25 protein-coding genes and 2 pseudogenes are annotated in these 26,865 nt (G+C 29.4%); 26 read left to right on the top strand and 1 reads right to left on the bottom strand.

Going from position 1 to position 26,865, the window contains the following annotated elements; translation table 11 throughout:
- Both coaD and HMPREF9131_RS02375 read left to right on the top strand, forming a co-directional pair.
- Window positions 1-152 (top strand): annotated as a pseudogene (gene coaD, locus HMPREF9131_RS08925) (pantetheine-phosphate adenylyltransferase); the annotation flags it as partial.
- A gap of 3 nt (window positions 153-155) precedes the next feature.
- A complete protein-coding gene (locus tag HMPREF9131_RS02375) occupies window positions 156-596 on the top strand; it encodes a hypothetical protein (protein ID WP_004824062.1) in 441 nt (146 codons plus the stop codon).
- 9 nt (window positions 597-605) lie between these two features.
- Here HMPREF9131_RS02375 and HMPREF9131_RS02370 read toward each other — a convergent pair whose 3' ends face one another.
- Window positions 606-1,754: a nucleotidyltransferase family protein gene (locus HMPREF9131_RS02370; RefSeq protein WP_009345147.1), complete on the bottom strand. Its 1,149-nt coding sequence runs from the start codon at window positions 1,752-1,754 to the stop codon at window positions 606-608.
- A gap of 96 nt (window positions 1,755-1,850) precedes the next feature.
- Between HMPREF9131_RS02370 and HMPREF9131_RS02365 the strand changes: the two genes are divergently transcribed.
- The 24 genes and pseudogenes from HMPREF9131_RS02365 to HMPREF9131_RS02245 all read left to right on the top strand — a co-directional run.
- Window positions 1,851-3,044 carry an acetate/propionate family kinase gene (locus tag HMPREF9131_RS02365; RefSeq protein ID WP_004824138.1) on the top strand — a complete coding sequence of 398 codons (1,194 nt, stop codon included), beginning with the start codon at window positions 1,851-1,853 and terminating at the stop codon, window positions 3,042-3,044.
- An 80-nt stretch (window positions 3,045-3,124) separates the two neighbouring features.
- Entirely contained in the window at window positions 3,125-3,655 is a 531-nt protein-coding gene (locus tag HMPREF9131_RS02360) for a DUF177 domain-containing protein (RefSeq protein ID WP_009345161.1), read from the top strand.
- A gap of 2 nt (window positions 3,656-3,657) precedes the next feature.
- The gene (rpmF, locus tag HMPREF9131_RS02355; protein ID WP_004823954.1) at window positions 3,658-3,846 is read left to right on the top strand and encodes a 50S ribosomal protein L32; all 189 of its coding nucleotides are present in this window, start codon (window positions 3,658-3,660) and stop codon (window positions 3,844-3,846) included.
- A gap of 326 nt (window positions 3,847-4,172) precedes the next feature.
- Complete coding sequence (gene rpsB / locus HMPREF9131_RS02350) at window positions 4,173-4,997, top strand: 30S ribosomal protein S2 (RefSeq protein WP_009345156.1); 825 nt, start codon at window positions 4,173-4,175, stop codon at window positions 4,995-4,997.
- A gap of 64 nt (window positions 4,998-5,061) precedes the next feature.
- Window positions 5,062-5,712, top strand: coding sequence for a translation elongation factor Ts (tsf, locus tag HMPREF9131_RS02345; RefSeq protein ID WP_009345148.1), 651 nt, complete (start codon window positions 5,062-5,064; stop codon window positions 5,710-5,712).
- Between the two features lie 8 nt (window positions 5,713-5,720).
- On the top strand, window positions 5,721-6,425 hold the full coding sequence (gene pyrH, locus HMPREF9131_RS02340; RefSeq protein ID WP_004824129.1) for a UMP kinase: 705 nt from the start codon (window positions 5,721-5,723) through the stop codon (window positions 6,423-6,425).
- Between the two features lie 9 nt (window positions 6,426-6,434).
- Entirely contained in the window at window positions 6,435-6,992 is a 558-nt protein-coding gene (gene frr, locus HMPREF9131_RS02335) for a ribosome recycling factor (RefSeq protein WP_004824008.1), read from the top strand.
- Between the two features lie 52 nt (window positions 6,993-7,044).
- On the top strand, window positions 7,045-7,770 hold the full coding sequence (locus tag HMPREF9131_RS02330) for an isoprenyl transferase (protein ID WP_009345145.1): 726 nt from the start codon (window positions 7,045-7,047) through the stop codon (window positions 7,768-7,770).
- Entirely contained in the window at window positions 7,770-8,555 is a 786-nt protein-coding gene (locus tag HMPREF9131_RS02325; protein ID WP_004824007.1) for a phosphatidate cytidylyltransferase, read from the top strand. The genes HMPREF9131_RS02330 and HMPREF9131_RS02325 overlap by 1 nt, the downstream gene beginning before the upstream one ends.
- A gap of 9 nt (window positions 8,556-8,564) precedes the next feature.
- The gene (rseP, locus tag HMPREF9131_RS02320) at window positions 8,565-9,572 is read left to right on the top strand and encodes an RIP metalloprotease RseP (protein ID WP_009345157.1); all 1,008 of its coding nucleotides are present in this window, start codon (window positions 8,565-8,567) and stop codon (window positions 9,570-9,572) included.
- Window positions 9,569-10,630, top strand: coding sequence for a flavodoxin-dependent (E)-4-hydroxy-3-methylbut-2-enyl-diphosphate synthase (gene ispG, locus HMPREF9131_RS02315; protein ID WP_009345149.1), 1,062 nt, complete (start codon window positions 9,569-9,571; stop codon window positions 10,628-10,630). The genes rseP and ispG overlap by 4 nt, the downstream gene beginning before the upstream one ends.
- 76 nt (window positions 10,631-10,706) lie before the next feature.
- Window positions 10,707-14,954 carry a PolC-type DNA polymerase III gene (locus HMPREF9131_RS02310; protein ID WP_009345152.1) on the top strand — a complete coding sequence of 1,416 codons (4,248 nt, stop codon included), beginning with the start codon at window positions 10,707-10,709 and terminating at the stop codon, window positions 14,952-14,954.
- 100 nt (window positions 14,955-15,054) lie between these two features.
- Complete coding sequence (gene rimP, locus HMPREF9131_RS02305) at window positions 15,055-15,516, top strand: ribosome maturation factor RimP (protein WP_009345150.1); 462 nt, start codon at window positions 15,055-15,057, stop codon at window positions 15,514-15,516.
- Window positions 15,517-15,527: 11 nt separating this feature from the next.
- On the top strand, window positions 15,528-16,820 hold the full coding sequence (gene nusA / locus HMPREF9131_RS02300) for a transcription termination factor NusA (protein WP_004824082.1): 1,293 nt from the start codon (window positions 15,528-15,530) through the stop codon (window positions 16,818-16,820).
- Window positions 16,821-16,862: 42 nt separating this feature from the next.
- Window positions 16,863-17,123, top strand: coding sequence for an RNase P modulator RnpM (rnpM, locus tag HMPREF9131_RS02295; protein WP_004824158.1), 261 nt, complete (start codon window positions 16,863-16,865; stop codon window positions 17,121-17,123).
- 30 nt (window positions 17,124-17,153) lie between these two features.
- Window positions 17,154-19,413: pseudogene (gene infB / locus HMPREF9131_RS02285) on the top strand (translation initiation factor IF-2).
- Between the two features lies 1 nt (window position 19,414).
- Complete coding sequence (gene rbfA / locus HMPREF9131_RS02280) at window positions 19,415-19,771, top strand: 30S ribosome-binding factor RbfA (protein WP_004823940.1); 357 nt, start codon at window positions 19,415-19,417, stop codon at window positions 19,769-19,771.
- Window positions 19,755-20,741 carry a bifunctional oligoribonuclease/PAP phosphatase NrnA gene (locus HMPREF9131_RS02275; RefSeq protein ID WP_009345153.1) on the top strand — a complete coding sequence of 329 codons (987 nt, stop codon included), beginning with the start codon at window positions 19,755-19,757 and terminating at the stop codon, window positions 20,739-20,741. The genes rbfA and HMPREF9131_RS02275 overlap by 17 nt, the downstream gene beginning before the upstream one ends.
- 116 nt (window positions 20,742-20,857) lie before the next feature.
- Entirely contained in the window at window positions 20,858-21,622 is a 765-nt protein-coding gene (gene truB, locus HMPREF9131_RS02270; protein ID WP_009345160.1) for a tRNA pseudouridine(55) synthase TruB, read from the top strand.
- 3 nt (window positions 21,623-21,625) lie between these two features.
- A complete protein-coding gene (locus tag HMPREF9131_RS02265) occupies window positions 21,626-22,534 on the top strand; it encodes a bifunctional riboflavin kinase/FAD synthetase (RefSeq protein WP_009345143.1) in 909 nt (302 codons plus the stop codon).
- A 116-nt stretch (window positions 22,535-22,650) separates the two neighbouring features.
- Window positions 22,651-22,917: a 30S ribosomal protein S15 gene (gene rpsO / locus HMPREF9131_RS02260; RefSeq protein WP_009345146.1), complete on the top strand. Its 267-nt coding sequence runs from the start codon at window positions 22,651-22,653 to the stop codon at window positions 22,915-22,917.
- Between the two features lie 41 nt (window positions 22,918-22,958).
- Window positions 22,959-25,127, top strand: coding sequence for a polyribonucleotide nucleotidyltransferase (locus HMPREF9131_RS02255; protein ID WP_009345159.1), 2,169 nt, complete (start codon window positions 22,959-22,961; stop codon window positions 25,125-25,127).
- 51 nt (window positions 25,128-25,178) lie between these two features.
- Complete coding sequence (gene dut, locus HMPREF9131_RS02250; RefSeq protein ID WP_009345155.1) at window positions 25,179-25,610, top strand: dUTP diphosphatase; 432 nt, start codon at window positions 25,179-25,181, stop codon at window positions 25,608-25,610.
- Between the two features lie 48 nt (window positions 25,611-25,658).
- On the top strand, window positions 25,659-26,865 hold a 1,207-nt coding region (locus tag HMPREF9131_RS02245; RefSeq protein ID WP_009345158.1), incomplete at its 3' end, for a DNA translocase FtsK 4TM domain-containing protein.

The raw sequence follows: 26,865 nt of genomic DNA, 5'->3' as shown, positions 1-26,865 counted from the left end.
GGGTAGAGACAGTATTTTTATTAGGGTCAAATGAAAAATTATTTGTAAGTTCATCTCTTGCAAAAGAAGTTGCAACATTTGATGGAGATTTAACTTTATTCGTACCGGATATTGTTGGAAAAGCGATGAAAGATAAATTACTTAGGAGGTAAATTATGACTTTAACAAATTTAGTTGATGAATTAGAAGATCTTGTAGAAACTGCAAGTCAAATACCACTAACAGGAAAAGTTATGGTAGATAGGCAAGAATTTATGGAAATATTAAATGACATAAAGGCACAGATGCCTGGAGAAATATCTCAAGCACAAAAGATTTATCAAGACAAAGATAATATTATAAATGGAGCACATGACGAAGCGGATAAAATTTTATCAGCAGCACGCTCACATGCAGAAAAAGTCATTGATGAAAATGAATTGGTAATACAAGCTAAAGATAAGGCAGAACAAATTTTAACTCAAGCTAATAAAGAATCTAATGAAATTAGAGAAAGAGTTAGAGATTATGCAGATAGTTTATTGGAAAATACCCAATCTAACTTGGCAGAAATTATAAAAAAATTAAACGAAAATAGACAAGAATTAAGAGGATAATTTATCCTCTTAAATTTTTTTGACATAAGGACTTTTTGTAAAATCCTCATTCATAATTGAATTTTTTAAATTATAAATATTGGTAGCTTTACATTCAATATTCATAAGCTCTTCTAAAACTCCACTAGATTTATCGTAATTTTCTTTAAATTTTATTATTTTCTCATTTTTAATTAAATTTAAAATTTCTCTTCCTTTGTCATCCATAGCTAAAACTCTAATATAATCTACATTTAGTGCATTTTTTACTATATCCCTTTTTATATCTAGCAATATTTCTATCATAAGTCTTTTTATCCTAGAAGATGTATATCTCTTAGAATTCACCCTATTAATAAAATCGTAAACATTACAAGCGTTCAAATTATTTAAAATTCTATTTTCAAGACCCTCTTCATAGTCCATATAAGAATCATAATCTATCCTATAAGTTAAAATCTTAAATTTAAATAAATCATATAAATCATCTAAAAAATGTAAGTTTTTAAAATTATTTGCATTATATGGTATAAATGTTGAAATATCTTTTTTATCATATAAAAGTTTTCTAATATAAGAAGATGAAGAAAATTTACCAGAATAAGATAAATCATTATGACTTGTTTCTTTTCTCAATATACCGCAAAAAGAAAAATCTGCTCCCAATTTTTCAATTGCCCTTATATATTCTATAGCTAATTTATTATTAGGTTTATTTAAAACATTTTTTTCTTCTTCATTCAAAAAATCAAAGGACATTTCCATAGCCTTCAAATATGAATAACCCTTCTTAATATTTGATTCTAATTTTGATTTATCGAAATTATTTATAATTTTATTATTTATTTCTTCCAATAACCTATAGTCATTTTCACAGCCAAAATATAGTTTATCAATAATACACAAGGACTTTAATATTGATATACCACCTAATGAAAAATTTTTAGCACTTGAAGATGAATAAATTGTAGGCAGTTCTAGTACAAGACTTACACCCATATCAACAGCGAGTCTAGCCCTAGAAAATTTTGAAATAACAGAGGGTTCTCCTCTTTGTGTAAAATTTGATGACATAATTGCAACAATATATGGAGAGAAAGTTTTTTTTATCTCATTTATTTGAAAAAGATGGCCCCAATGAAAAGGGTTATATTCACAAATTAAGCCTGCTATTTGCATTTTTACCTCCAATTATTGACTTAAGATTTCAAATGATATAATATAATTATGTTAATTATACAATAATTTTTTATAAAATTAAAATTAGGAGGAAGCATGAAGATATTAGTTATTAATTGCGGTTCTTCATCTTTAAAGTATCAGCTAATTGATATGACTGATGAATCAATAATGGCAAAAGGTCTTGTTGAAAGAATCGGTATTGAAGGTGCAAGAATTAAGCATGAAACTATAGGCAAAGAAAAAAAAGTTACTGAGTGTCCAATAGAGGATCACAAAAAAGCGTTAAAATTAGTTATGGACTCTTTAATTGATGCAGAATATGGTGCAATAAAATCTTTAGATGAAATTGCTGCAGTTGGTCATAGAGTTGTCCATGGAGGAGAAAGTTTCTCTAAATCAGTTATTATCGACGAAGATGTTATGAAAGCTATTGAAGAAAATGTTGAAATAGCACCACTTCATAACCCACCGAATATAATGGGTATAAGAGCATGTCAAAAGTTATTGCCTAAGATTAAACAAGTAGTAGTTTTTGATACAGCATACCATCAAACTATGCCAGATGAATCCTATATTTATGCTCTTCCTTATGAATACTATGAAAAATATAAGGTTAGACGTTATGGATTCCACGGAACAAGTCATGCCTACGTTGCACATAGAGCTGCAGAAATGTTAGATATTGACTTTGATAAAGTTAATTTAATAACATGCCATTTAGGAAATGGAGCAAGCCTTACAGCTATTAAAGGCGGAAAAAGTATAGATACTTCAATGGGATTTACTCCACTTGAAGGATTAATTATGGGAACTAGAAGTGGAGATTTAGATCCAGCAATTCTACCTTATATAATGCAAAAGGAAAATCTAAATTCTGACGAAATGAATAATGTTTTAAATAAGAACTCAGGAGTATATGGTATTTCTGGTGTATCTTCAGATTTTAGGGATATTGAAGAAGCTCAAGAAAAAGGAAATAAAAGAGCAGACCTTGCACTTAGAGCTTATGCTCACAGAGTAAGAAAATATATAGGTGCATATTTTACAGAACTTGACCATGTTGATGGTATTGTATTTACAGCAGGTCTTGGTGAAAATTCTCCTGAAATGAGAGAATCAATTTGTAAAGGTCTTGAAATTTTAGGAATTAAAATAGATACACAAAAAAATAACGTCAGAGGAAAAGATACTGTAATTTCTGCGGATGATTCAAAAGTTAAGGTACTTGTTATTCCTACTAATGAAGAATTAATGATTGCAAGGGATACTTTAAAATTAGTAAAATAATTAGTAAAACTGCTATTAGAACTTGACAATTTAAATTATATTTTATATAATAACTTGCATGTAATTTTGAGGTGAGAAATATGCTATTAGATTTATCTAACTTTCTATCGGAAGAGCTTGACGAATATTCCTTTAGCGGAAATTTAGAGTCAACCGATTCTTCTTTTGAAGTCGATGATTTAAATTTAATCTTTCCGATTTATTACAAGGGAAAAATAATAAATCTTATATCAGGATATGAATTAAATTTACAAATTACTTATAAATTTAAGACACATTGTGATAGGTGTTTAAAGGAAATAGTTGCTGAAATTCAAACTCCTTATAAGGGATATTATTATAAAGACAAAAGTCTTTATGATGAAGATAGTGTTGAAGATTATTTCCAAATACAAGAACAAGCAATTAATTTAGATGAAATTATTATTTCACTAGTTATTATGTCAAAACCCTATAAAGTTTTGTGCAAAGAAGATTGTAAGGGACTGTGTCCTATATGTGGGACAAATATTAATGAAAATACTTGTGAATGTTCAAAAAAAATAACAGAGCAAAGTATAGACCCTCGTTTTGCAAAACTCAAGGATTTATTTAAAAATGAGGAGGTGTGATAATGGCTGTACCAAAGAGAAAAACTTCAAAACAAAGAAAAAATAAGAGAAGAGCATCTTCTTATGTTTTAAACAAAGCTACTTTTGTTGAATGTCCTAACTGTCACGAAATGAAATTGCCTCATAGAATTTGTCCAGAATGTGGATACTATGATGGTAAGGAAGTTATTAAAATTGAAGAAGCAAATTAAGATATTTTAATGAGAAATATTAGCATGGTTAAAAGCCATGCTTTTTTAGTTGAAATTCAAATTTAGTAATGCAAATATATAAAGTTTGGGACTATTTTGATACAATCAACTATCTATTGTAATTAAATTATCAATTGAAATTAATATGAAAATTTTACTAATACTAAAAATATTAAAAATTTTTTCATAAAATATATAATTGCTAAATTTCACTACTTATGATATACTTTTAAACGATAATAATAACACACATTCTCTGATGGTTGAAGAGTTGCATTATGTCCTTTTGCCACAAGATGAGAATGGAGGATTAAACGGAGGTAAAAATGTCAGTTATATCAATGAAAAGTTTATTAGAAGCTGGGGTTCACTTCGGTCATCAAACTAGAAGATGGAACCCAAAGATGAGCAAATTCATCTTCACAGAAAGAAATGGAATCTATATTATAGATTTACAAAAAACAGTTAAGAAAATCGAAGAAGCTTATGATTTTGCAAGAGAAATTTCTGCAAATGGTGGCAAAATTTTGTTTGTAGGTACAAAAAAACAAGCACAAGATGCTATTGAAAAAGAAGCTAAAAAGTGTGAAATGCCTTTTATCAACCAAAGATGGTTAGGAGGCTTATTAACAAACTATAAAACTATCAGAAAAAGAATTGATAGACTCTTCAAATTAATTGAAATGGAAGATGATGGTACTTTTGATGTTCTTCCAAAGAAAGAAGTTATTCAACTTATCCATGAAAGAGAAAGACTTGAAAAATTCTTAGGTGGAATTAAAGATATGGATAAAATGCCAGATGCTCTTTATATAGTTGATCCTAAGAAAGAAAAAATAGCTGTAAAAGAAGCTCATATTCTAGGCATCCCTGTAATTGGTATCGTTGATACAAATTGTGATCCAGATGAACTTGATTTCCCAATACCAGGTAATGATGATGCAATAAGAGCTGTTAAGCTAATAACTGAAACTATTGCAAATGCAGTGTTAGAAGGAAAACAAGGCACTCAAAATGTTGTAGAAGATGACGAAGAAAATTTGGACACAGAAGAAAATGTTCCTAGTGAAGAAGTTAATATAGAAGAAGCTTTAGATACAGATGTGCCACAAGCTGAAGAAGAATCAGCTGAAAAACAAGAAGAAGAATAATATTTAGGAAGTTCTAAAGCATATTTTGGAACTTCCTTTTTTAAAGTATAAAGGAGTGAATAATATGAAAATAAGTGCCTCTTTAATTAAAGAACTTAGAGAAAAAACTGGTGCTGGAATGATGGATTGTAAGAAAGCCTTAGCGGAAACTGATGGTAATATGGATAAAGCATTTGATTATTTGAGAGAAAAAGGACTTTCTTCAGTTGCTAAAAAATCTTCAAGAATTACATCTGAAGGTTTAGTGGATTCATACATTCATGGTGGAAGAATTGGCGTGTTAATTGAAGTAAATTCAGAAACAGATTTCGTAGCTAAAAATGATGAATTTAAGAGATTCGTTAGAGATATGGCTATGCAAGTAGCTGCTGTAAACCCTAAATATATCAGCCGTGAGGAAGTTCCTGAAGAAGAACTTGCACATGAAAAGGAAGTTCTTACTGAACAAGCTCGTCAAGAAGGAAAACCTGAAAAAATTATTGAAAAGATGGTTGAAGGTAGACTTGAAAAATTCTATGAAGAAATTGTTCTTTTAGATCAAAAGTTTATCAAAGATTCAGACAAAAAAGTAAAAGATATTTTAAATGACCTTATAGCTAAAATAGGAGAAAACATTAAAATTAGAAGATTTGTTAGATTTGAAGTTGGAGAAGGATTAGAAAAGAAAAATGAAGATTTTGCTGAAGAAGTAGCAAAACAAATGGGTCAAAACTAGGTGGTATCTTGCCTCAGTATAATAGAATAGTTTTAAAATTATCAGGCGAAGCCATGGCTGGAAAGCAAGGCGTCGGAATAGATTTAGATGTTATTAATAAGATAGCTAATCAGGTCAAGAAAATTCATGATTTAGGAGTAGAAACAGGTATTGTTGTAGGTGGTGGAAACTTCTGGCGTGGTCGAGATGCACAAACTATAGACAGAGCCACTTCCGATTATATGGGAATGCTTGGAACTATTATGAACGCTTTAGCATTGCAAGATGCTTTGGAAAAATTAGATGTAAACACAAGATGTCAAACTGCAATTGAAATGAAAGCTGTTGCAGAACCATATATTAGAAGACGTGCCATTAGACATTTGGAAAAAGGTAGAGTGGTAATATTTTCTGCTGGAGTCGGAAATCCATTCTTTTCAACGGATACTGCTGCAGCCCTAAGAGCGGCTGAAATAGATGCCGATGTAATACTTCTTGCAAAAAAAGGAGTAGACGGCATATATGATTCTGACCCTAAATTCAACAAAGATGCGAAGAAATATGATAGCCTAAGTTATCAAGAAATTCTAAATAAAAATTTAAAAATAATGGATGCAACTGCAACCTCTTTATGTATGGATAACAAAATTCCTTTGATAGTCTTTGGTATTGATAAGGAAGATTCAATGTATGATGTTGTTTGTGGTAAATTTTTAGGTACAGTTGTTTCTTAGGAGGAAATTATGATTAACGATTTGAAAAAATCCAGCGAAGAAAAGATGAAAAAGACCATAAGTTCTTTAAAAGAAGATTTTCAAAGTATAAGGGCTGGTCGTGCTAATACATCACTTCTTGATAAAATTACAGTTGATTATTACGGACAACAAAGCCCCATAAATCAAGTAGCCGGTCTATCAGCTCCTGAACCGAGAATGCTTATGATTTCACCTTGGGACCCAAAATTAATTCCTGAAATTGAAAAATCTATTTTAAAATCAGATTTAGGTATAACTCCTTCTAACGATGGAAAAGTTATCAGATTAATTATTCCACAACTTACTGAGGAAAGAAGAAAAGACCTTACAAAAGTTGTAGGAAAAAATTCAGAAGCTGCTAAAATTGCTATCAGAAATATTAGAAGAGATGCAATGGATGAAATCAAAAAGGCTGAAAAATCTAAAGAGATAACTGAAGATGATAGAAAGAGTAATGAAGAAGAAATACAAAAATTAACTGATAAATATATTGAAGAAATTGATAAAATAACTAAGGCAAAAGAAATCGAATTAATGGAAATTTAATAAATAAGGGGCTGTTTAGTCAGCCCTTTTTTATTTTATTCGAAGAGGTATTATGAGTTTTTATGATGTGATTAATTTAGATAATATTCCCAAACATATAGGAATTATTATGGATGGTAATGGCAGATGGGCAAAATCAAAAAATTTACCACGATCTTTCGGTCATAAGGCTGGAAGTGATAGAGTAATTGATATAGTTGAAGCGTCCTATGAGCTTGGTGTTAAATCTTTGAGTCTATACGCTTTTTCCACGGAAAATTGGAAAAGGCCAAGAGATGAAATATCAAAATTGATGGAACTTATTAAATATTATATCAGGACTCAATTAGCTAAAATTAATAAAAATAATGTTAGGATTAATGTTTTTGGTGATATTGAACCTTTACCTGAATCTGTAAAAAATGAAATTCTTGTGGCCGTCGAAAAAACTAAAACTAATGATAAAATGAACCTTAATATTTGCCTAAACTACGGAGGGCAAGATGAGATTTTAAGAGCTTGCAAAAATATTTCAAAAGATGTTTTGGATGGTAAAATTACTACTGAGGATATAAATAAAGAGATTTTTGATTCTCATCTTTATAGTAAAGGACAAGATAGTCTTGACTTATTAATTAGACCCAGCGGTGAATTAAGGGTTTCCAACTTTATGCTTTGGCAGTTGGCTTATGCTGAATTTTATTTTTCAAATATTTTATGGCCCGATTTTACAAAAGAGGAACTTTATAAAGCGATTTACTCTTATCAAAATAGGGATAGAAGGTATGGTGGACTTTGATGAAAGATTTAACAAAAAGACTAATAACAGCAATAGTAGGAGTAATTATCCTTATTGGAGTTTTATTACTTGGAATAAAAGCCGTTAAAGTAGCTGTTTTTATTGTAACTTTAGAGATTATAAGAGAGCTTTATAACGCTTTTTATAAATTAGAAATAAGAATTAGTCTTCCAATTTTATATTTATCATCCTTGATAACTTTTTTATTTTCTTATTTTAATTATAATATTATATTTCCTTTGATTATAACTTTTCTTATAAACGGATTTTTCTCTATTATATTAATTAAATATTCAACAAGGGATATGGTATATACCATTTTTTCTTATTTTTACGGAGTATTTTTTATTAATCTCTTAGCTTATGTTAATGAAATTTCTTTTTTAATTTCTGCTTTTATAATTGCATTTTCAACTGATACTTTCGCTTATATTATTGGGTCGAAATTTGGAAAACATAAACTAATTGAAAGAATAAGCCCTCATAAATCAGTAGAGGGAGCAATAGGAGGAAGTATATTTTCTGTAATAGTTACAGGGTTTTATTTTTATTTTGTGAAGACTCATTATATTAATTTTGATATTGATATTTCAGTTCTTATTATAATTTTATTAGCATCTATCTCTGGACAATTTGGAGATTTATTTGCTTCAAAAATTAAAAGAGAAACAGGTATTAAAGATTTTTCTCAAATATTACCAGGGCACGGAGGATTTTTAGACAGATTTGACTCATTAATATTTGTTTGTCCTTTCGTATATTTCTTATACTATTTTATATCTTAAGGAGGTTTTATGTCAGCACTTATAGGTTCAATTATTGTTTTCCTTTTAGTTGTATTATTACATGAATTTGGTCACTTTTCAGTTGCAAAATTAGTAGGAATTAAGGTTAACGAATTTTCTGTCGGAATGGGTCCAAAAATATTTCAAAAAACAAAGGGAGAAACAAAGTATTCTCTAAGAGCTTTACCTATAGGAGGATTTGTTGCAATGGAAGGCGAGGATGAAGAATCTTTTGACCCTAGATCATTTAATAATGTTTCTGTATTTAAAAGAATGGCAGTGGTCCTAGCTGGTGTAACAATGAATTTTATTCTTGCCATTTTTTGTTTTTTCATACTCTTTTATTTTATTGGCTTTGGTTCAAATATTATAGACACTGTAATTAAGGACTCTCCTGCTGATGCAGCAGGCTTAACTAAGGGAGATAAAATTGTTGGAGTAAATTATGTCAGAACTGACAATTTGAATGATATAGTCGAAGAAATTTCAAAAAACAATGGTAAAGAATTAAATCTTAATATTTTACGAAATAATGAAAGTATAAATAAAAAAATTATGCCAAAATTTTCTAAAGAAGAAAATAGATATATAATTGGCTTTTCTTCCACTAGACAAAGATCCTTCCTTGGCTCTTTTTCTTTAGCTTTTAAACAAACAGGTGAAGTTGTAAAAGCAATTTTTTCTGTATTTTCTTTAATTAGGGATGGAAAATTCACATCTGATATGATTTCTGGACCTATTGGGGTAATTTCAATTATAGGTCAAGAAACTTCAAAAGGATTTCTGTATTTAGTTCAAATTCTTGCAATCATTTCTGCAAATTTAGGTGTTATGAACTTAATTCCAATACCTGGGCTAGATGGTGGAAAGTTTTTTTTATTAATTATTGAATCAATTAGAGGTAAGGCAATAAGCGAAAAACTTGAAATGAAATTAACGATGATAGGCTATGGGATTTTATTAACATTGATGATTTATGTTACAATTTTTAATGATTTAGGAAGGCTATTTAAATGACAATAAATAGAAAAAAAACAAGACAGGTAAAAGTGGGCAATGTTTATATAGGTGGGGATGCACCCATATCTGTTCAATCTATGACAAATACAATAACAAAAGATATAGATAGTACAGTTAAACAAATTAAAAAATTAGAGGATGCAGGTTGCGATATAATTCGTTTTGCAGTAAATGATTTAGATGATGCCAAAGCTATTGGACCTATTAAAGAAAGGATCAATATTCCTACTATTTCAGATATTCAATATGACTATAAACTTGCCTTAGCAGCATGCGAAAACAATATTGATGGAATGAGAATTAATCCTGGAAATATTGGAGCTAAATGGAAAGTAAGAGAAGTAGTTGAAGCTTGTAAAGATAAGGGAATTTCCATAAGAATAGGAGTAAATTCAGGTTCAATTAAACAAGAATTTTTGGATAAATACAAAGGTGTAAATGAAAATTCTATAGTTTATAGTGCTTTAGATGAAATTGAAACTTTGGAATCATTAAACTTTACTGATATTAAAGTTTCTTTAAAGGCATCAAATGTAAATTTATCATTGGACTCTTACAGAAAATTTTCAGAAATTTCTGATTACCCTATACATCTTGGGATTACAGAAGCAGGCCCTCCACCAATTGGTATTATAAAATCTTCTATAGGAATAGGAAGCCTTTTAGCAGAGGGCATTGGCGATACTATAAGAGTATCATTGACTGCTGATCCTATCTATGAAGTTAAAGTTGGTAAAGAAATTTTAAAATCTCTCGGACTTAGGAATGAAGGAATAGATTTAATTTCTTGTCCAACTTGTGCAAGAACAAAAGTTAATTTAATAGATATTGTGAATAAAGCTCAAAAAAGACTTGATTCTTTAGATATGAATTTAAAAGTTGCTATGATGGGATGTGCTGTTAATGGACCTGGTGAAGCAAGAGAAGCTGATATAGGAATTGCTTGCGGAAATAAAAGTGGTTTAATTTTTAAAAAAGGGAAAATAATAAAAAAATGTCCTGAAGATGAGCTTTTAAACCAATTATTTATGGAAATTGATAAAATGAAAGATTAATTCTCTAAAAAATAAGGCTATTTTTTGTTATAATTATATAAATAGCTTTATTTTTTTGTTTTTTTGAGGTGAGATTTTGGATTTAAAAATAATTTTAGACAAATTAAATGTAAAGTATGATGAAAATTTATCAGCAAAAATAAAAAGTGTAAAATATAAAAAATCCAGCAAAGAAATTTTTATTGAAATTGACTCAAATGAAGATTTAGAAAGTTATCTGAATAATCAAATTGAACAAGCGTTGAGGGAATATTTCGATTCATCTACCATTCATTTGTCATGTAATAAAATTTCTAATCCTTACATAGATGAATATGACTTAATAACTAAGGAAATTACAAATTACAATCCTTCTTCTTCTAGCTGGTTAAATGATATGAGTATAAAGATTGATAAAGACCATTTACAAGTAGATATTTTGTGTCCAAGTGAGGAAGTTTATCACTCATTGATTTCTAATGGACTATCAAAAATTTTACAAGATAAACTAATTTTATTTGATGACTATAAAATCAATTTTGTTAAGAATATCAATAAAGAACCAGACAAAGAATTATTTATAAATAAATTTGAAGAAGAAGAAAAAAATATCTGTAAGTTAACTGAACTTAAACCAACTGAACAAAGTAAAAAAATTGATAATATAAAAAGTGATGATAATAAATATATTTATAAATCCGGCAGATTTAAACTTGGTGATTATACAAAACTTATAGATATGTCAATTAATAATCCTAATATGACCTTTGAAGCAGATATATTTAAAATTGAATATAGGGAATTGAAAAATTGCATACTAGCTAGTTTTTCTGTTACAGATTATTCATATTCTTTATTATGTAAGGCTTTCTTAAAAGATAAAGAAATAGAAAAATTTCAAAATGAATTTAACAATGGTGATCATGTCTTAATTGGTGGTCAATTATCTTATGATAACTTTTCAAAATGTGATACCCTTATGATAAGATACATGGAAAAAACAGAAAAAGAAATGCCTAAAGATACCGCACAAGAAAAAAGAGTCGAACTCAGGGTTCACACTAAAATGAGCCAAATGAATGGAGTCACAAGTTTTTCGGATTTTGCAAAACGTGCTAAAAGTTTTGGTCACAAAGCAATAGCAATCACCGATGTGAGTGATGTACAAGGTTTCCCTGAAGCCATGGATGCAAGTAAAGACTTTGATATTAAAGTAATCTATGGTCTTGATGCAAATTTTGTTGATGATGAAGAAGATATTGTTATAAATTATAATGAAAATAAATCCTACAATACTTATGTGGTATTTGATATAGAAACAACAGGTCTATCTCCCATAAGAGATAAAATTACTGAAATTGGTGCTGTAAAAATAGTTGATGGTATAATTACAGAAAGATTTTCACAATTGATCAATCCCCAAATGCTAATTCCGGAAAAAGTGCAAGAACTTACCAGAATAACAAATGCTCTAGTTGAAAATGAACCAACTATAGAAGAAGTCGCCCCAAAATTTTATGATTTCATTAAAGATAGCGTTCTTGTTGCACATAACGCAAAATTTGATACTGCTTTTATAAGAAGAGTATTTAAAGAAAATGATTTAGATTTTATTAATCCAATCTTAGATACCTTAAGCTTTGCAAGAGCAACAGTTAAAGATACTAAAAAATTTAACTTAGCTACATTGTGTAAAAAATTTGGTGTATCTTTGGTGGGAGCCCATAGAGCTGTTAATGATGCTGAAGCAACAGCACACCTATTTATAAAGCTTATAAATAAAATTTTTGATCCTAAGCATATAGATTTTAATAAATTAAATTCTTTAAAGTCTCAGATTGAACCAGAAATCTTATTTGAATCTTCTCTTTCAATACTTACAAAAAATGAAGAAGGGTTAAAAAATTTATATAAATTAGTTTCAGATAGTCATATGAATTACTTCAACAGGGTTGCAAAGGTCCCTAGAAGTCTGATTAATAAATATAGAAAAGGTCTTCTGATAGGTTCTGGTGATGAAAGCGGCGAGATATTTAATGCATTTTTTAGAAATTTAGAAATAGATGAAGTAGAAAAAATTGCTAGTTTCTATGATTATTTAGAAATTCAACCTATTGATAATTTTATTCCATCTTTATTACGTAATAAGCTTACAAGAGAAGATATTATTGAAATTAACAAAAAAATTTGCAAAGTTGGTGAAAATTTAGGTATTCCAGTTATAGCAACTTCCAATTGCTTTTATTTAGATGAAAAAGATGATTTGGTTAGAAGAATCATTTTAAATGGAAAAGTTGGAGTTCCTGATTACAATGCAAAAATCAAGCAAAAGTTATATTTTAAATCTACAGATCTTATGCTTGAAGAATTTTCATATTTGGGTGCAGATAAAGCGATGGAAGTGGTTGTTACAAATACAAACTTAATAAATGATTCCATTGACAATGTAAAACCAATACCTGATGGTAAATATCCACCAGTAATTGAAGGCTCGGAAGAAACTCTAAAAAATATTACTTACAAAAAGGCGCATGAAATATATGGGGATCCTTTGCCTCAAATAGTTGAAGCTAGATTAAAAAAAGAACTTGACTCAATAATTTCAAACGGATATGCAGTTTTATATATAATCGCCCAAAAACTTGTTAAAAAATCTAATGATGATGGTTATTTAGTTGGCTCAAGAGGTTCAGTTGGTTCTTCTTTTGCTGCACATATGGCTGATATAACTGAAGTTAATCCATTACCGGCTCACTATATATGTCCACAATGTAAATATAGTGAATTTATGGAAGATCCTACAATTGGTTCAGGGGTAGACTTAGCAGATAAAAATTGTCCTAAGTGTGGTCATAAATTAAATAAAAATGGTCATAATATTCCTTTTGAAGTTTTTCTTGGTTTTTATGGTGATAAAGAACCTGATATAGATCTGAATTTTGCTGGAGAATATCAACCAAATGCTCATAAATACACAGAGGAACTTTTTGGAAAGGGCTATGTTTTTAGAGCAGGAACAATTGGTAAAGTTGCATACAAGACTGCTTACGGATATGTCAAGAAATTTTTTGAAAATCAAGAAGATATATCTCAAACAGAAGTAGATAGATTAACCATAGAAGCTACAGGAGTTAAAAGAACAAGCGGACAACATCCAGGAGGCGTTATGATTTGTCCAAAATCAAAAGATATTTTTGACTTTACTCCTATACAATATCCGGCTGATGATAAATCCTCAGGGGTTATAACAACTCACTTTGACTATAACTTCATTCATGGAAAGATACTTAAGCTTGATATACTCGGTCATGATGGACCTACTATAATAAAAATGCTTGAAGATTTTATAGGAATAGATACATCAAAAATACCGCTTGATGATAAAGATACCCTATCTTTATTTTCAAGTGGTGAAAAATTAAATCTCGATAAAAATATCTTTGATGTTAGTACGGGAACATTAGGTATTCCAGAATTTGGTACTGGCTTTGTAAGACAAATGCTTATAGACACTAAGCCAAAAAACTTTGCAGAACTTGTAAGAATATCAGGTTTATCCCATGGAACTGATGTATGGTTAGGAAATGCAGCAGATCTTGTTTCTTCAGGTCAGGCAAGTTTATCAGAAGTTATTTGTACAAGGGAAGATATAATGCTTTATTTAATAGCTGCAGGTGCAGAGAATAAAATGGCTTTTGATACAATGGAAAAAGTTAGAAAGGGTAAAGGACTAACTGACGAACAAATAAAAATAATGAATAATCTAAAATTACCTCCTTGGTATATAGATTCTTGTTTGAAAATTAAATATATGTTCCCAAAGGCTCACGCTGTAGCATATGTTATGTTATCTTTTAGAATAGCATATTGTAAATTGAATTATCCATTAGCGTTTTATGCCACCTACTTCACTATAAAACTTTCAGACTTTGTAGGAGAGGTAATTATTAATGGACCAGAAGCTATAAAGGCTCAAATTGACTTTATTAATAATAAAGAAACCCCAAGTTCAAAGGAGCAAACTCAAATGCCTATATATGAAGTTGCATTAGAAATGTATTCAAGAGGACTTGAATTTTTACCAGTAGATATTTATAAGTCAAAAGCTCAGGAATTTACAATTGAAGATAAAAAAATCCGTATGCCGCTAAGAGCCCTAACTGGAGTAGGGGAACAAGCTGCTAAAAATATTATAGAAGCAAGAAATGATGGGCAATTTTTGTCTAAAGAAGACTTATTAAAAAGAGCTAAAGTTGGTAAATCATTACTCAATATTTTTGAAATAAATAATGTAATAAAAGATATGGATGATACCAACCAAATATCAATGTTTAATATGTTTTAACTTGCATTTGTAGCTATTTGTGATATAATTAAATAAAGTATGTAAGAAAGTAAGTTAGAGAGTGGGGTTCCCACTCTTTGTTTTTTACTTGGAGGTGCCTATGGATAAAAAATCATTTAAAAATCAAATTTTTAAAATAGCACAAGTTTCTGCTGAAGAATTAGGATACGAAATTGTAGATATTGAATATCAAAAAGGCAATAAACATGATTTGCTTTCTATTTTTATTTTTAAAAAAGAAGGAATTGACCTTGATGACTGTACTAAAATGAGTCACAATATAGAGAAAAATTTGGATAATTTAGAAATATTAACAAGACCTTATTACCTTGAAATTTCTTCGCCTGGGCTTGATAGACCAATTAAAACTAAAGATGATTATAGAAGAAATTTAGAAAATGAGGTTGAGGTAAAGCTTTACGGACCTTACAATGGAAAAAAAGAGTACGTTGGAATTTTAAAAGATTATAATGAGCATAATGTTATTATTTGTGTTGAAAATGACAATATTGAAATTCCTATAAAAAATATTTCGTCAATGAAACAAGTTATAAAATTTTAACGGAGGAGAAGATGAATCAAGAGTTTATAGAAGCATTAAATGAAATAGAAAAAGAAAAAGGAATATCTAAAGACATAATTTTTGATGCCTTAGAACAAGCTTTGGTTTCTTCCTATAAAAAAAATTACGGAACTTCACAAAATGTAATTGTAAAAATGGATAGAGAAACTGGGGAAATAAAACTTTTTGCCTACAAAAATATAGTGGAAGAAGTAGAAAACCCAGAAATTGAAATCAGCCTTGAAGATGCAAAAAAAATTGATATTAATTTTAAGCTTGGAGATAATTATACTAAGGAAATTCACCCAAAAAATTTTGGAAGAATCGCTGCACAAACAGCAAAACAAGTTGTTATTCAAAGAATTAAAGATGCAGAACGTGATGTGATATTTGAAGATTTTACAAAAAAGGAAAGAGAATTATTAACCGGTCTTGTTCAAAGGTCAAATCATGGTAATGTATATGTAGATTTAGGCAAAACAGAAGGAATTTTACTTCCTAATGAACAAATTAAAGGCGAAAGTTATAAGCATGGTGATAGGTATAAGATGCTTCTTTTGGAAGTGAAAAAGTCTTCAAAGGGGCCTCAGGTTATCTTATCTAGATCCCATCCTGATTTAATCAAAAGATTGTTTGAACTTGAAGTGCCTGAAATAAATGAGGGTATTGTTGAAATTTATTCAATTTCTCGTGAAGCTGGTTCTAGAACTAAAATAGCTGTTTTTTCTCTAGATCCAGAAGTTGATCCATTAGGAGCCTGCGTTGGTTATAAGGGACAAAGAGTAAATGCAATAGTAGATGAATTAAGTAACGAAAAAATTGATATTGTTATTTATCAAAAAGATCCACAAGAATTCATCGCAAATTCTTTAAGTCCATCAAAAGTTGAAAAAGTTTTTATTAATGAAGATGACAAATCTGCTTTAGCGATTGTCCCAGATTATCAGCTTTCTTTAGCAATAGGTAAAGAGGGACAAAATGTAAGACTTGCTGCTAAGCTAACAGGATGGAAAATAGATATTAAATCTATGAGTCAATATGAAGAGTATTTAGAAGAAGAAAACATAACCGAAGAAGAATTGGAAAAGAGATTTTCTGAAAAAAAAGAAAGTGACCTATCTGAATCAGATTCACTTGATTCTTATGATAACTCAAATGAAGAAAACAGTGAAGATTTAGAGGTTGAAAAAAATGAAGATACTTTAAAGTCTAATGAAAATATTGAAGAAGTTTCTGATAATAATATAAATAATGAAATAACTGAAGATTTTGAAAATGATATTGAATCAAATGATATAGACTAAGAAAGGAAAATAAATTATTAATTAATTTTTAAATGGAGAATTATGGTAAAAACAAGAAAAATACCTATGCGTACTTGTATAGGTTGTAGAGAACAAAAACCAAAAAAAGAATTAATTAGAGTTGTAAGAAATAAAGAAAACCAAATCTTTATAGATTTGACAGGAAAGGCAAATGGTAGAGGTGCATATTTATGTAGAAGCAAAGACTGTCTGGATAAAGCTATTAAATCTAAAGCTTTAAACAGAGCATTTTCTACAGAGATTGACAAAGAAACTTATGAAAAGCTAAAAGAGTCAATATAATAAATATCATCTTTTAAGGAGGTGTTCTATTTGTCAAATATAAGAGTACACGCGCTGGCAAAAGAAATTGGGATTACAAGTAAAGAACTTTTAATAAAATTAAAAGAACTTAATATCGAAGCAAAAAATCACATGTCTACTATTGACGAAAAAGATGAAGAAAAAGTTAGAAAACTCTATTCAAAGGGCACTAAAAAAGACGATAGCAAAGTAAAGGAAAGTAAAAATATAGACAAGAAATCTCATAAGAATCAAAATATGAAAAAGGATTCTCATAAAGAAAAAATTGATCACACATCAAAAAGTAATAATTTTAATAAAAAACATAAGATAAGTAACGACACTACTGATGATGAAGATATTTTAAAACACAAAAGAAATATAAATCAAAAAAATCTTCATAAAAATAAAAAAAATAATGCCAACGAGCAAGAAGAAAAAAAAGAATACAAACCTAAAGACTTAAGACAAAAAAAAGCCAAAGAAGAAGCAAAAAAATAAAGATAAATCTCATGATCATAGTGAAGAAGGACCTATTAAAATCAAAGTTCCTTTAACTGTAAAAGATTTTGCAGAAAAAACTAATCAAGGAATAAGTGCAGTAATGACAAAATTAATTGGCTTAGGGGTAATGGCTAATCAAAATCAATCAATAGATGAGGATACCTGTATTCTTCTTGCTGATGAATTAAATGTTCAAATAGAAATTGATAAAGACGATGAATCTGAAATCACGATAGAAGAAAAATTTGGTCTGTTAAAAGAAGATAAAGAAAGAGACTTAAAACTTAGAGCTCCGGTTGTTACTGTAATGGGTCACGTTGACCATGGTAAGACATCCTTACTTGATGTAATTAGAAAATCACATGTTACTGCTCAAGAAGCAGGCGGAATAACCCAACATATAGGTGCTTATACAGTAAATTTGAAAGGTAAAAAAATCACCTTCCTTGATACTCCAGGTCACGAAGCTTTCACTTCCATGAGACTAAGAGGAGCTCAAACTACTGATATTGCAGTTCTTGTTGTTGCTGCAGATGATGGTGTAATGCCTCAAACTGTAGAGGCTATATCTCATGCAAAGTCAGCAGATGTTCCTATAATTGTAGCCATCACAAAAGTGGATAAACCTGATGCAAATCCAGAAAGGGTAAAGCAAGAACTCATGAACTATAACTTAGTTTCTGAAGAATGGGGTGGCTCAACAATTATGGTTGCTGTTTCATCAAAAACCAAAGAGGGAATTGATGAGCTTTTGGAAATGATTTTACTTGTTGCAGAAATGCAAGAATTAAAGGCTAATCCTAATAGGCTTGCAGTGGGTAATATCATTGAAGCTAATCTTGATAAATCAAAAGGTCCAATGGCAACTGTTTTAGTAAAAAATGGAACTTTAAGATCTGGCGATTATGTTGTTTCAGGCGTTTGCTATGGTAGAATTAGAGCAATGGTTGATGACAAACATAGAAAAATAAAAAAAGCTGGTCCTTCTATGCCTGCTGTTATTTTAGGACTCAGTGATGTTCCAAACGCTGGCGATTTAATTTATGCAGTAAAGGATGATAAGACAGCAAAAACTATATCAGAAAAAAATGCTGAGCTTGCGAGAGACGAAAGATTAAGTAATACAAATAAAATCAGTCTTGAAAATTTATTTGCAAAAATAAAAGAAGATGAAATGAAAGAACTTAACCTTGTTGTAAAAGCAGATGTAAAAGGTTCTGTAGAAGCGTTGATACAATCTTTACTTAAGCTTTCAAATGATGAAGTTAAGATTTCAATAGTTCACTCAGGTGTTGGCGGAATAAATGAATCTGATGTTACTTTGGCATCTGCTTCTAATGCAATTGTGTTAGGATTTAATGTAAGACCTAATATAAATGCAATAGATTTAGCAAAGAATGAAGAAGTCGAAATCAGGACATATAGGGTAATATATGATATTCTTAACGATATCGAAAAAGCAGTTAAAGGTATGCTTGAACCAACTATTGTAGAAGAAATAATGGGTAGGTGTGAAATTAGACAAATATTCAAACTTCCAACAAATAATATTGTAGCTGGTGTTTATGTATTGAGTGGAAAAATACTAAGGAATTCAAAAGTTAAGGTTTTAAGAGATGATGTTGTAATTCACGAAGGAGATATTTCATCACTTAAGAGATTCAAGGATGATGTTAAGGAATTACCAACAAGCTATGAAGGTGGCTTAATGATTGATGGATTTAATGATATTAAAGAAGGAGATTTATTAGAATCTTTCATTCTTAAAGAAGTTAAAAAGGATTAACATGGATAATAAAAGAATAAATAAAATATCCGAAGAAGTAAAAAGATGCCTTATGGATATTGTACAAAATAAAATAAAAGACCCAAGAATACCTACTTTAACAAGCATATCTCATGTAGAAGTTACAAGAGATTTATCTTTTGCAAAAGTATATGTTTCAATATTTGCTGATGATATTAAAAAGCAAAAGGCTTTACAAGGTTTAGAAAGTGCCAAAGGTTTTATAAAAAAAGAATTAGCCAGAGAAGTTAAATTGAGAGTCATGCCTGAACTAATTTTTATTAATGATGATTCCATTGAAAAAGGATTAAAAATGGATAAACTTATCAATGAGGTTAATCATGGTAAAAAATTTTAATGAATATATTAAAATTCTAGAAGAAAAGATAAATAAGGCTAATACAATTGCCATAGCTAGTCATATGAACCCAGATGGAGATAATTTGGGTTCAAAGCTATGCCTGTATAAACTTTTTAAAAACTTAAATAAGGAAGTTTACGTAATTGAAAATGACCAAGTACCAACCGCAGAAAAATTTTTACCTGGTGTTGAACATCTTGTTGATTCAGATACTTTAGAAGATAAAAAAATTGATTTAATGATAGTTACTGATTGTGGTGATATAGAAAGAATAGGTCGTGCTGAATCAATTTTTAAAAAAGCTGATTTTACTGTAAATATTGACCATCATGAAACTAATGTTGAATTCGCTGATCTAAATTTAGTTGATAGAAATGCTCCTGCTGTTTGTGAATTTTTATATTTAATTTTAAAACAAATGAATTTTAGTATTGATAAGGATATGGCAACTTGTTTATATACTGGAATTTCAACAGATACAGGTTCTTTTAAGTATGATTCTATAAGACCATTAACTTTTGAAGTAGCAATAGAACTTTTAAAAATTGGTATAGATATAAACAAAATTACTGTAAATTTATACCAACGTCGCTCAAAAGAAAAAACGGAACTTCTTATTAGAGCATTGAATAATATAAGATATTATGAGAATAACAAAATTGGACTTGTAAGTATTAATGAAAAAGATATTTTTGAAACTGGGGCTAGAAAGTCAGATTCTGATGGTATAGTAGAATTTGTAAGGGATATAGATGGTATTGAGCTTTCTATTTTTATAAACGAAAAAAAAGACTACTACAAATTATCTACAAGGTCAAAAACCTATGTAGATTGCACAAAAATAGCTAAAGTTTTTGGTGGTGGCGGTCATATTCGTGCAGCAGGAGCAACTTTATATAAAAAAGATTATCCAAATCTTTGTGATGCTATAAATAGAATAATTGATTTAAGCTCTAATGAAATTTGATATGGATGGAATTTTATTAATTAATAAAAAAAGGGTATAACTTCCCATGATGTTATATCTATTGTTAGAAAAAATTAAATATTAAAAAAGTTGGTCATTGTGGTACACTTGACCCGATGGCAACAGGCTTACTTATTATTTTAATAGGTAAGGCTACTAAACTTTCAGATTATATAATGAAAAATAGAAAAACTTATTTAGCCAAAGTAAAACTTGGTCTTCTAACCGATTCCTATGATATAACTGGAAATATATTAGAAAATCAAGATTTTACAGTAGATAAAGATAAATTGATTGAAGTTTTGAAATCATTTGTTGGTGAAGTAAAACAGATACCACCTATGTATAGTGCAATAAAAGTAAATGGTAAAAAACTATATGAATATGCTAGAAAAGGCGTTGAAGTTAAAAGGAAAGAAAGACTTGTGAAAATTTACTCAATTGGGCTTTTAGATTTTAATGGCAAGGATGAATTTGTTATTAATTGTGATGTTTCAAGCGGAACATATATTAGAACCTTGGCTTTTGATATAGGTAGAAAGTTAAATACCTACGGAACTTTACTAGAACTACAAAGAAATAGCATTTCTAATTTTAATTTAAATGAGTGTTTAAATATAGATGATATTGAATCAATAGACCTAGAAGAACTCCATAGTAGGATAATTCCAATGGAAAAAGCCCTTTTAAATTTTGAAAAATTTTCATATCCAAGTGATTTTTATGATAAACTATTAAATGGTATAAAATTTCAGACAGAAAAGGATTTTGAAGACAAAATTTTCAGACTTTATTGTAGAGATGAATTTATAGGATTAGGTAGGATGGAAGTTGATAATGGAAGAAATTATATGGCTTTATTTAAAAAGCTTATCAGGTGAGAAATGATAGTTATTGATATTGATTTAAATTATGTAGCTGAAAAAAATTCTATAATTGCCTTGGGAAACTTTGATGGGGTGCACAAAGGTCATAGAAAATTATTGGAAAGCACTGTCAAAATAGCTAAAGAAAAGAAATTGAAATCTGCTGTATTAGGTTTTAAATCACATAGTTCCAATATGTATTCTGAAAATAAAAAAAAGATCCTAACAACAAACACAAGTAAGTTTAAGATTTTTTCAGACTTAGGAATAGATATAGTCTATCTTATTGATTTTAGCAAAGAATTTATGTCTATGTCACCTATGGAATTTCTGAAAGACTTCTTACAGGAAAAATTAAAAGTTAAGGGTCTTGTCGTTGGGTATGACTACACATTTGCATATAAAAAAGCAGGTGATGTTAATTATTTAAAAGAACACTCATATCTTTTTAATTGGCTAGATATAATAGAAGAACAAACTTGGCAAGGACAAGCCATATCATCATCACTGATAAGAAAATTAATTTCTGAGGGAAAAATCAAAGAAGCAAACTTCCTATTAGATAGTAATTTTACTGTTATGGGAAAAGTTATCCATAATAAAGGTTTGGGTCAAAAAATGGGTTATCCAACAGCTAATTTAGAACTCTGCGACAATTATATAATTCCTAGATATGGAGTATATGATACAGATATTATTGTTGATGGTAAAAAGTATAAAGCTGCTACAAGTGTTGGAACTAATCCAACTGTTGAGGATGATGGAATAAAGATAGAAGCTCACATTTTAAATTTTAATGATAATATCTATGGAAAAACTGTTGAATTAATTTTTCTTGATTTCATCAGACCTGAATTAGTATTTAAAAATATTGATGAGTTATTTAAGCAAATTAACTTAGATGTTAAGAAAGTTCGAGAAAGATAAATCTTTACATTTACTAACACTTTTGATATTATATATAAATAAGTTATTTACCTTTTCGTGGTTAATCGTTCCTCGGCGATTTACTAGGCTAAGGTTAATTAATTATAGGAGGAAATATGTTAAACAAAGAAGAAAAAATCGAAATTATTAATGAGTACAAAGCTCATGAAGGAGATACTGGTTCTCCAGAAGTACAAATTGCTATTCTTACAAAAAGAATAAACGACCTTAATGAACATTTAAGATATCATAAGAAAGACCACCATTCAAGAAGAGGACTTTTGAAAATGGTTGGTAAAAGAAGAAATCTTTTAAGATATCTTAAAGAAAAAGATATTGAAAGATATCGTAAGTTAATAGAAAGACTAAATATTAGAGGATAAAAAGAGCGGGGTATCCGCTCTTTATTTTTAGAGGAGGAGTTATGGAGAAAATATATACCATGGAGCTGGCTGGCACTGAATTAAAAGTTACTGTTGGTAAAGTAGCTGAACAAGCTAACGGCGAATGTCTAGTACAATATGGTGATACTGTTGTCCTCGTTACTGCTACTTCTTCGAAAGAACCTAGAGAAGGGATAGATTTCTTTCCTCTAAGTGTTGATTATGAAGAAAAAATGTATGCAGTTGGTAAAATTCCAGGAGGATTTATTAAAAGAGAAGGAAGACCGAGTGAAAAAGCAACTTTAACAGCCAGACTTATTGATCGTCCATTAAGACCTCTTTTTCCAGAAGGATATAGAAATGATGTTCAAATTGTAGCCACTGTATTAAGTGTTGACCAAGACCATATACCGGATATTCCTGCAATGATTGGTTCATCAATAGCATTATGTTTATCTGATATTCCTTTTGACGGTCCTACAGGTTCAGTTCAAGTAGGACTTGTTGATGGAGAATATGTAATAAACCCCAATCAAGAACAAAGAGAAAAAACTGATATAAATCTGATGCTTTCTGGAACAAGTTCTGCAATAATGATGGTTGAAGCAGGAGCAAATATTGTTTCAGAAGAACAAATGCTAAATGCAATTTTAACTGGCCACGAAGCAATCAAAGAAATATGTCATTTTATCGACAGTATAGTAAGTGAAATAGGAAAAGAAAAATCCAAGTATATCCTATTTAAACCTGACCAAGAAATTGTTGATAAGGTAAAAGATTTTGGTACTGATATACTTGTAAATGCAATTCGTCAAAAAGACAAAGTTTTAAGAGAAAAATTGACTGACCAAGCAAAAGATGAAATCAGACAACATTTTGAAGATTTAATGGAAGAAAATTCCAAAGATGTGGAAGCAGCCATTGAAGAAATTGAAGTAACAGAAGTTAGAAGGGGAATAATAGAAGAAGATAGAAGACCTGATGGAAGAAAATTAGAAGAAATTAGACATTTATCTTCAGAAGTAGGATTACTTCCAAGAGCACATGGAAGCGGATTATTTACTAGAGGACAAACTCAAGTTTTATCAGTAACAGCTTTAGGTGCATTATCTGAAGAGCAAACTATAGATGGTCTAGGTGATGATAAACCAAAACATTATATTCACCATTACAATTTCCCAGGTTTTTCTGTAGGAGATACTAAGCCTTCAAGAAGCCCAGGAAGACGTGAAATTGGTCACGGAGCCTTAGCTGAAAGAGCTCTTATACCAGTTATTCCATCAATAGAAGAATTTCCCTATACAATAAGAGTTGTATCTGAAGTTTTATCTTCAAATGGTTCATCTTCACAAGCTTCAGTTTGTGGGTCAACATTATCACTCATGGATGCAGGCGTGCCTATTAAAGCTCCTGTTGCTGGTATTGCAATGGGTCTTATAGAAGAACATGGAGTAACAAAAATTTTAACAGATATTCAAGGACTTGAAGATCACTTTGGTGATATGGACTTTAAAGTTGCTGGTACAAGTGAAGGTATAACAGCAATTCAAATGGATATAAAAGTTGAAGGTATAAAAAAAGAAATTTTGGAGGTTGCTCTTGAAAGAGCTAAAGTAGCAAGACTCGAAATTTTAGACCATTTAAAAACTACTATTGATAAACCAAGAGATCACTTATCAAAATACGCTCCAATTATTCATATTATATTGATTGACCCAAATAAAATTGGTGATGTCATAGGAGCAGGCGGAAAAACAATTAATAAAATTATTGAACAAACAGGCGTTAAAATTGATATAGATGATGATGGTAAAGTTTCAGTATTATCCGAAGATGCCGAAAAAGCCAAAGAAGCAATTTCTATAATAGAAAGTATTATAAAGGAAGTTGAAGTTGGTGATGAGTATCTAGGCAAAGTTAAAAAAATCATGAAATTTGGTGCTTTTGTTGAGCTTAAAAAAGGAACAGAAGGTCTGCTTCATATTTCAGAAATTGCTCATGAAAGAACTAGAGAAGTCGGAGATGTATTACATGTAGGTGATCAGGTAAAAGTAAAAGTCATTGAAATAAATGATGAGAACGGAAAAATTTCTCTTTCCAGAAAAGTTCTCTTACCTAAACCGAAAAGAACTGAAAAAAATAACGACCACTTCACTGAACATCAAAAAGAAAAATCTCAATATAGTGAAGATGAAACAAAAGAAATTTAAATATTAAAATATTAATCGCATTTTATGATGCGATTTTTTTACAGGAGGATTATGAAAATAAAAATTATAAATAAAAGTAAACATCCACTACCTCAGTACCAAACACAAGGTTCAAGTGGAATGGATTTAAGAGCAAATTTAGATGAAAAAATTATATTAAAATCTCTTGAAAGAACCCTTGTACCTACAGGTATTTATATTGAATTGCCACAAGGATACGAAGCTCAAATTAGAGCAAGAAGCGGTTTGGCATTAAAAAAAGGTCTATCATTACCTAATGGTATTGGAACAATTGACTCAGACTACAGGGGAGAATTAAAAATTATTTTTGTTAATCTAGGAAAAGAAGATATAGAAATAAATGATGGAGATAGAATTGCCCAAATGGTAATTATGAAAATAGAAAGACCAGAAATTGAAGAAGTGGAAATATTAGGTGACACCGAAAGAAGTAAAGGTGGTTTTGGTCATACAGGTCTTTAATGTTCTTAAATTATTAAGCTTGTGATATAATATTAAAGAGGTGTAACAGTGGATAAAAAGAAGAAAATTCTTAAAAAAAATAAAGTAAAAGCACCAAATACTAAGACTGTCGGTGAGCCTAAGAGTGAAATATTCGGTCTATTTCTAATGGTTATAGGAATAATTTTTTTCATATCCATATTTTCAGACAAAATGGGAATTATTGGACGACTCGTATATAAATTTCTATCTGTACTTTTAGGCTCAGCAAATTATATTTTTCCCTTATTACTAATATTTTGGGGAATTCTCTATAATATTACTGCTACAAAACTATATACTAAAAGATATATTATTTGTAGTTTAATTATTTATTTCTCAATATTAATTTTATTAGATGCTTCAAAGGAATTAGATTTAACACTTGTTGATAGAATAAATAGATCTATTGAGTATATGTCTATTGCAAGAAGTGGAGGAATTATAGGGGCTATATTAGGATTTTTTTCATACAAATTATTGGGTTCATTAGGAACTTATATTTTTGTTGGTATTATAATTTTGGTTAACTTATATATTATGCTTAGGACAAATATTGACCAAATAATAATGGCTTATGAGGATTTATCAGATTATTTGGAAGATAGGAAAAAAATTCTAGCAGAAAAGAAAATAAAAAGAGAGAATGATAAATCAAATCAGGTTGAAGAAAAAGAACTCAAAAAAAGTCAGAAAGAAGATAAAAAACTAAAAATCTTAGATAATTTTAAAATCAAAAAAGACAATCTTTTAGAAGATAATAAAACAAAAGAAAATAAAGATTTTATAATTAAGGAATATAAAACTACAAATATTAATAATACTCAAGAAAACAATTCAAATATACAAGAATCAAGTTCTGAAGAATTAACTGAAAAAGATAAAGAAGAATTTAAGAATATTGACCAAGAACTTCCTGATGAAACTTATATTTATCCGGATATTTCTCTACTTAATATAAATGAATCAAACAATACAATGTCTAATCAGGAGATTATAAAAAATGGTAAAATTATCGAAAAAACTCTTGATAACTTTAATATGGATTGTCAAATTACTTCTATTAATAAAGGGCCTGTAATTACTTGTTATGAACTAAAACCAGCTCCTGGAATAAAATTATCTAGAATTGTAAGTTTATCAGATAATATCTCTATGGCATTGGGCTCTTCTGATATAAGAATTGAAGCTCCTATTCCTGGCAAGACAGTTGTAGGTATTGAAGTTGCAAATAAAT

The organism is Peptoniphilus sp. oral taxon 836 str. F0141 (assembly GCF_000179335.1).
Lineage (GTDB): Bacteria > Bacillota > Clostridia > Tissierellales > Peptoniphilaceae > Peptoniphilus_A > Peptoniphilus_A lacrimalis.
The sequence above is the reverse complement of the archived record's forward strand: the minus strand, read 5'-3'. Positions and strand labels throughout refer to the sequence as shown.